The organism is Acidimicrobiales bacterium, assembly GCA_035547835.1.
Classification (GTDB): domain Bacteria; phylum Actinomycetota; class Acidimicrobiia; order Acidimicrobiales; family Iamiaceae; genus DASZTW01.
Map to the genome: position 1 here is coordinate 1 of DASZTW010000022.1, position 5,467 is coordinate 5,467.

Sequence of the window (5,467 nt, forward strand, 5' to 3'; positions counted from 1 at the left end):
TGAGCGCTCACAGCACGGTTTGGGTGGGTGGGTGGGTGGCGCGAATTGCCTTCCCCGACGGCCGCGGAGATAGCGTCCGGATCGACAGCCCCAGCGCGTCGCACCAGCTGCGAGCGCGAGGGCGTCGCCAGGAACGGACACGAGCGGAGGGCCGTCACTCGATGGCGCAAGCGACGACGACACGGGCACCGGCTTCGGTCACGCGCGAACCGGCCACGGGCACCGCCACCGGACCACCCCGCAAGAAGGCGCTGTGGCCCATCGAGTTCTACCGGTCGGCGCTCGGCAAGAAGTACGTCATGGCCGTCACCGGCATCATCGGGCTGGGCTTCATCCTCGTCCACATGCTCGGCAACCTGAAGATGTACGTGGGCCCCGCCGACTTCAACCACTACAGCGAGTTCTTGCGCCAGATCCTCGTGCCCATCTTCCCGCACACCTGGTTCTTGTGGATCATGCGGCTGGTGCTGATCGGTGCGGTGGTGTTGCACGTCCACGCCGCCTACAGCCTCACGGTGATCAACCACAAGGCCCGCACGGTCGACTACCAGTCCAAGCGCGACTACATCGCTGCCAACTACGCCAGCCGCACGATGCGCTGGAGCGGCGTGATCGTGGGCCTGTACATCATCTGGCACCTGTTCGACCTGAGCTGGACCGGCACCGGCTACCACTACCACCGCGGTGACGCCTACGGGAACGTGGCCCAGAGCCTCCACCGGCCATGGGTCGCGGCGATCTACATCGTGGCCAACCTGTTGCTCGGCCTCCACCTGTTCCACGGCGTGTGGAGCCTCTTCCAGTCGCTCGGGTGGAACAACCCCCGGTTCAACATGTGGCGCCGCCGGTTCGCGCAGGGCTTCGCGGCCGTGATCGTGGCCGGCAACGTCTCGTTCCCGATCTTCATCCTGGCCGGCGTGGTCAGCGTCCCGAAGTAGCGCGGGCGGAGGACTTCCATGACAGACATCACGCTCGACGCCCAGATCCCCGACGCGCCGATCCAAGAGATGTGGGATCAGGCCAAGTTCGACATGAAGCTGGTCAACCCGGCCAACAAGCGCAAGTACGAGATCATCGTGGTGGGCACCGGCCTGGCGGGTGCATCCGCCGCCGCCACGATGGCCGGGCTCGGCTACAACGTGTCGGTCTTCACGTACCACGACTCGCCCCGCCGGGCGCACTCGATCGCTGCCCAAGGCGGCATCAACGCGGCGAAGAACTACCACGGCGACGGCGACAGCATCTACCGCCTCTTCTACGACACGGTGAAGGGCGGCGACTTCCGGTCGCGCGAAGCCAATGTCTACCGGCTGGCGCAGGTGTCGTCGAACATCATCGACCAGGCCACGGCCCAAGGTGTGCCGTTCGCCCGCGAGTACGGAGGTCTGCTCGACAACCGGTCGTTTGGTGGCGCGCAGGTGTCGCGCACCTTCTACGCACGCGGCCAGACCGGCCAGCAGCTGCTGCTCGGCGCCTACCAGGCGCTCGCCGAGCAGATCGGCAAAGGCACGGTGAAGCTCTACAACCGCTGCGAGTTCATCGACACCGTGGTGGTCGACGGACGCGCGGCCGGCATCGTCGTGCGGGACCTGCTCACCGGCGAGATCCGCTCGCACGCCGCCCACGCCGTGGTGCTCGCCACCGGCGGCTACGGCAACGTGTTCTTCCTGTCGACCAATGCCATGGCCTGCAACGTGTCCGCTGCGTGGCGGGCCCACCGACGTGGCGCCCTGTTCGCCAACCCCTGCTACACGCAGATCCACCCGACGTGCATCCCGGCGAGCGACGAGTTCCAGTCCAAGCTCACGCTGATGAGCGAGTCGCTCCGCAACGACGGCCGCATCTGGGTGCCCGTCAAGGAAGGCGACGACCGACCGCCGGCCCAGATCCCCGAGTCCGAGCGTGACTACTACCTCGAGCGGAAGTACCCGTCGTTCGGCAACCTCGTCCCCCGCGACGTGGCCAGCCGCAACGCCAAGACAGCCGTCGACTCGGGCAAGGGCGTCGGGCCGCTGCACAACGGCGTGTACCTGGACTTCGCCGACTCGATCTCCCGGCTCGGCCACGACGTGGTCGAGCAGCGCTACGGGAACTTGTTCGAGATGTACGAGCGGATTACCGACGAGAACCCCTACCAGGTGCCCATGCGGGTGTATCCCGCGATCCACTACACGATGGGCGGCCTGTGGGTCGACTACGAGCTGCAGACCACGATCCCCGGCATGTACTCGATCGGTGAGTGCAACTTCGCGGACCAGGGCGCCAACCGGCTCGGTGCGTCGGCGCTGATGCAAGGCCTGGCCGACGGCTACTTCATCCTCCCGTACACGATCGGCAACGGCCTCGCCCCGCTGCTGAACCACCCGCTCGTCGACACCGGCCATGAGGCGTTCCAGGCAGCCGAGGCACAAGCCCGCGACCGCTTCAGCCGCTACCTGTCGATCAAGGGCAGCCGCTCGGTCGACTGGTTCCACCGCGAGCTCGGCCGGATCGTCTGGGAGCACTGCGGTATGGAGCGCACCCGTCCCGGGCTCGAGAAGGCGCTGTCGGAGATCCCCGCGCTGTACGACGAGTTCAACAAGGACTTGCGGGTGCTCGGCGACGACCGCTCCCTCAACCAGTCGCTCGAGCGCGCCGGCCGGGTCGACGACTTCTTCCAGCTCGCCCAGCTGATGTGCCGCGACGCGCTCGAGCGCGAGGAGTCGTGCGGCGGCCACTTCCGCGCCGAGCACCAGACGCCGGAAGGGGAAGCGCTCCGCGACGACGAGCACTTCGCCTACGTCGCGGCGTGGGAGTGGACCGGCGACGACACCGCCGAGGAGCTGCACAAAGAACCCCTCGAGTTCGAGCACGTGCACCTCGCGCAGAGGAGCTACAAGTGACGATGACCGACCAGCCCACCGGCGCGACGCCTTCGCAACCGGCCGGGTCCCCGCACCGAACCTTCGACGTCACGCTCAAGGTGTGGCGCCAGGCGGGGCCTGACGAGCCCGGCCGCTTCGAGATCCACGCCGTGCCGGGCGTCTCACCGGAGATGTCGTTCCTCGAGATGCTCGACGTGCTCAACGAGCGCCTGGTCGCCGACGGCAAGGAACCCATCGCGTTCGACCATGACTGCCGCGAGGGCATCTGCGGCACATGCTCGCTGATGATCAACGGCCAGGCGCACGGCCCGCAGAAAGGCACGGCCACCTGCCAGCTCCACATGCGCAAGTTCACCGACGGCGACACGATCGTGATCGAACCGTGGCGCGCCACGGCGTTCCCGATCGTGCGCGACCTCATCGTCGACCGCAGCCCGTTCGACCGCATCGTGGAGGCCGGCGGCTACATCACGGTCCAAGCCGGATCCGCCCCCGACGCCAATTTGATGCCGGTCCCCAAGACGGTCAGCGACACGGTGTTCGACGCCGCCGCGTGCATTGGCTGCGGCGCTTGCGTCGCCGCCTGTCCCAACGGCGCCGCCCAACTGTTCACCTCCGCCAAGCTGGCACATCTCAACTTGTTGCCGCAGGGTCAGGCCCAGCGCTACGAGCGCACCGAAGCCATGGTCGAGACCATGGAGCAGTACTTCGGCTCGTGCACCAACCACGGCGAGTGCCAGGAGGCGTGCCCGAAGGAGATCTCGATCGACTTCATCGCGACGATGAACAAGGACTACCTGCGGGCCAAGTTCAAGAACCGCCGCTACTTGAGCCGCAAGCCCTAGCCCGGCCGACCCACCCGTCGCCACTGAGGCCACGGTGAGCTGCAGCGAGCGAACCCACTCTCGTTGGGCACGGCTCCTGCACCGCGCCGCAGCCACGCGCTGGTTCAGCCGGCTCGCGCCTGCGGTGATCCCCCGCGTCGATCGCTTTCTCCATCGGGTCAGCCGCGGTCGGCTCCCCCGCGGCGACCGCGTGATCACCGAGCTCATCATCACCACCACCGGGTCCCGGACCGGTCGGCCCCGCCAGACGCCGCTGGCGTACTTGGCCCGCCCCGGCGGCGCCTATCTCGTGGTGGGCAGCAACTTCGGTCGCCCAGACCACCCTGCGTGGACCGACAACCTGCTGCAACAGCCCGCCGCCACCGTCGCCCACGACGGACGCTCGATCGAGGTGCGGGCCAGGCTGCTCGAAGGCGACGAGCGAACAGCCGTGTGGCCCGCCCTGTTGGGCGCGTGGCCCCCCTACCGGGCCTATGAAGCACGGAGCGGACGCACGCTGCGCGTCTTCGAGCTGACGCCGGTCACCGCCGACCACTGATCCCGCACGACACGCCGAGCAGACCCCGCGGTCGGCAGCATCGACACCGGGCTCGGCTTCGGCTGCACCGACATCCGTCGCAGTTGGGGGTGGGCCGCGGCGAATCCCTAGGGTTGCCGCGAACCGCTCCCCCTCCTGGAGGCACGATGCGCTCCCCCAAGGACTTCTTCCGACCGCTGGCGATCGGCGCGCCCGAACCCGTGCGAGAGATCCCCTTCCGCCCGTCGCGGATGATCCACTTCTTCGACCCGAGCAACGAGAAGATGGCGGCGAAGGTGCCCGACATCGCGGCCAAGGTCGACATCATCCTCGGCAACCTCGAGGACGCCATCAAGACCGAGAAGAAAGAGGCGGCTCGCCTCGGGCTGGTGCAGATCGCCAAGAACACCGACTTCGGTGACACACAGCTGTGGACGCGGATCAACAGCCTCGACTCGCCGTGGGTGCTCGACGACCTGATCACGCTCGTCACCGAGATCGGCAACAAGCTCGACGTGATCATGATCCCGAAGGTCGAAGGGCCAGAGGACATCCACTACGTCGACCGCATCGTCGCCCAGCTCGAAGCCCGCGCCGGCCTCGATCGCCCGATCCTGCTGCACGCCCTGCTCGAGACGGCCCGCGGCGTGAACAACGTGGAAGAGATCTGCTCGGCGAGCCCCCGCATGCAGGGCCTGTCGCTCGGCCCGGCCGACCTCGCTGCGAGCCGCCGCATGAAGACCACCCGTGTGGGTGGCGGCCACCCCGGTTACCTGGTGCGCCAGGACCCACCCGGCGGCGACATCGAAGCGGAGCGTCCTGCGTACCAACAGGACCTGTGGCACTACACGATCGCCCGCATGGTCGACGCCTGCGCGGCCGCCGGCATCCTCCCGTTCTACGGGCCGTTCGGCGACATCAAGGACACGGTCGCCTGCGAGGACCAGTTCCGCAACGCCTTCCTGCTCGGGTGCGTCGGCGCGTGGAGCCTCCACCCTGCGCAGATCGAGATCGCCAAGCGGGTGTTCTCGCCCGACCCCGCCGACGTGGCGCACGCCCGTGCGGTGGTCGCCGCGATGGGCGATGGCACCGGAGCCGTGATGCTCAACGGGAAGATGGAGGACGACGCCTCCGTGAAGCAGTGCAAGGTGATGCTCGACCTGGCCGATCAGCTCGCCGCCCGGGACCCCGAGCTGGCCAAGCTCTACGCCGCGGCCGGGGAGGGCTGATCGGATGGCGGA

General features: G+C 68.0%; 5 protein-coding genes. All 5 read left to right on the forward strand.

The genetic code is table 11. The annotated features are described in order from the left end of the window. The first annotated feature begins 161 nt into the window (after nucleotides 1-161). Nucleotides 162-938: a succinate dehydrogenase cytochrome b subunit gene (locus VHA73_16905; protein HVX19705.1), complete on the forward strand. Its 777-nt coding sequence runs from the start codon at nucleotides 162-164 to the stop codon at nucleotides 936-938. 18 nt (nucleotides 939-956) lie between these two features. Continuing rightward, entirely contained in the window at nucleotides 957-2,882 is a 1,926-nt protein-coding gene (locus VHA73_16910) for a fumarate reductase/succinate dehydrogenase flavoprotein subunit (GenBank protein HVX19706.1), read from the forward strand. 2 nt (nucleotides 2,883-2,884) lie between these two features. Next, a complete protein-coding gene (locus VHA73_16915; protein HVX19707.1) occupies nucleotides 2,885-3,709 on the forward strand; it encodes a succinate dehydrogenase/fumarate reductase iron-sulfur subunit in 825 nt (274 codons plus the stop codon). Nucleotides 3,710-3,743: 34 nt separating this feature from the next. After that, nucleotides 3,744-4,247, forward strand: a complete 504-nt coding sequence (locus VHA73_16920; protein HVX19708.1) for a nitroreductase family deazaflavin-dependent oxidoreductase — start codon at nucleotides 3,744-3,746, stop codon at nucleotides 4,245-4,247. A 146-nt stretch (nucleotides 4,248-4,393) separates the two neighbouring features. Then, nucleotides 4,394-5,455, forward strand: a complete 1,062-nt coding sequence (locus VHA73_16925; GenBank protein HVX19709.1) for a CoA ester lyase — start codon at nucleotides 4,394-4,396, stop codon at nucleotides 5,453-5,455. Nucleotides 5,456-5,467 lie beyond the last annotated feature (12 nt).

Coding starts and splice junctions, on each gene's coding strand:
- VHA73_16905 (HVX19705.1), top strand. CDS start 162: ATGGCGCAAGCGACGACGACACGGGCACCGGCTTCGGTCACGCGCGAA.
- VHA73_16910 (HVX19706.1), top strand. CDS start 957: ATGACAGACATCACGCTCGACGCCCAGATCCCCGACGCGCCGATCCAA.
- VHA73_16915 (HVX19707.1), top strand. CDS start 2,885: ATGACCGACCAGCCCACCGGCGCGACGCCTTCGCAACCGGCCGGGTCC.
- VHA73_16925 (HVX19709.1), top strand. CDS start 4,394: ATGCGCTCCCCCAAGGACTTCTTCCGACCGCTGGCGATCGGCGCGCCC.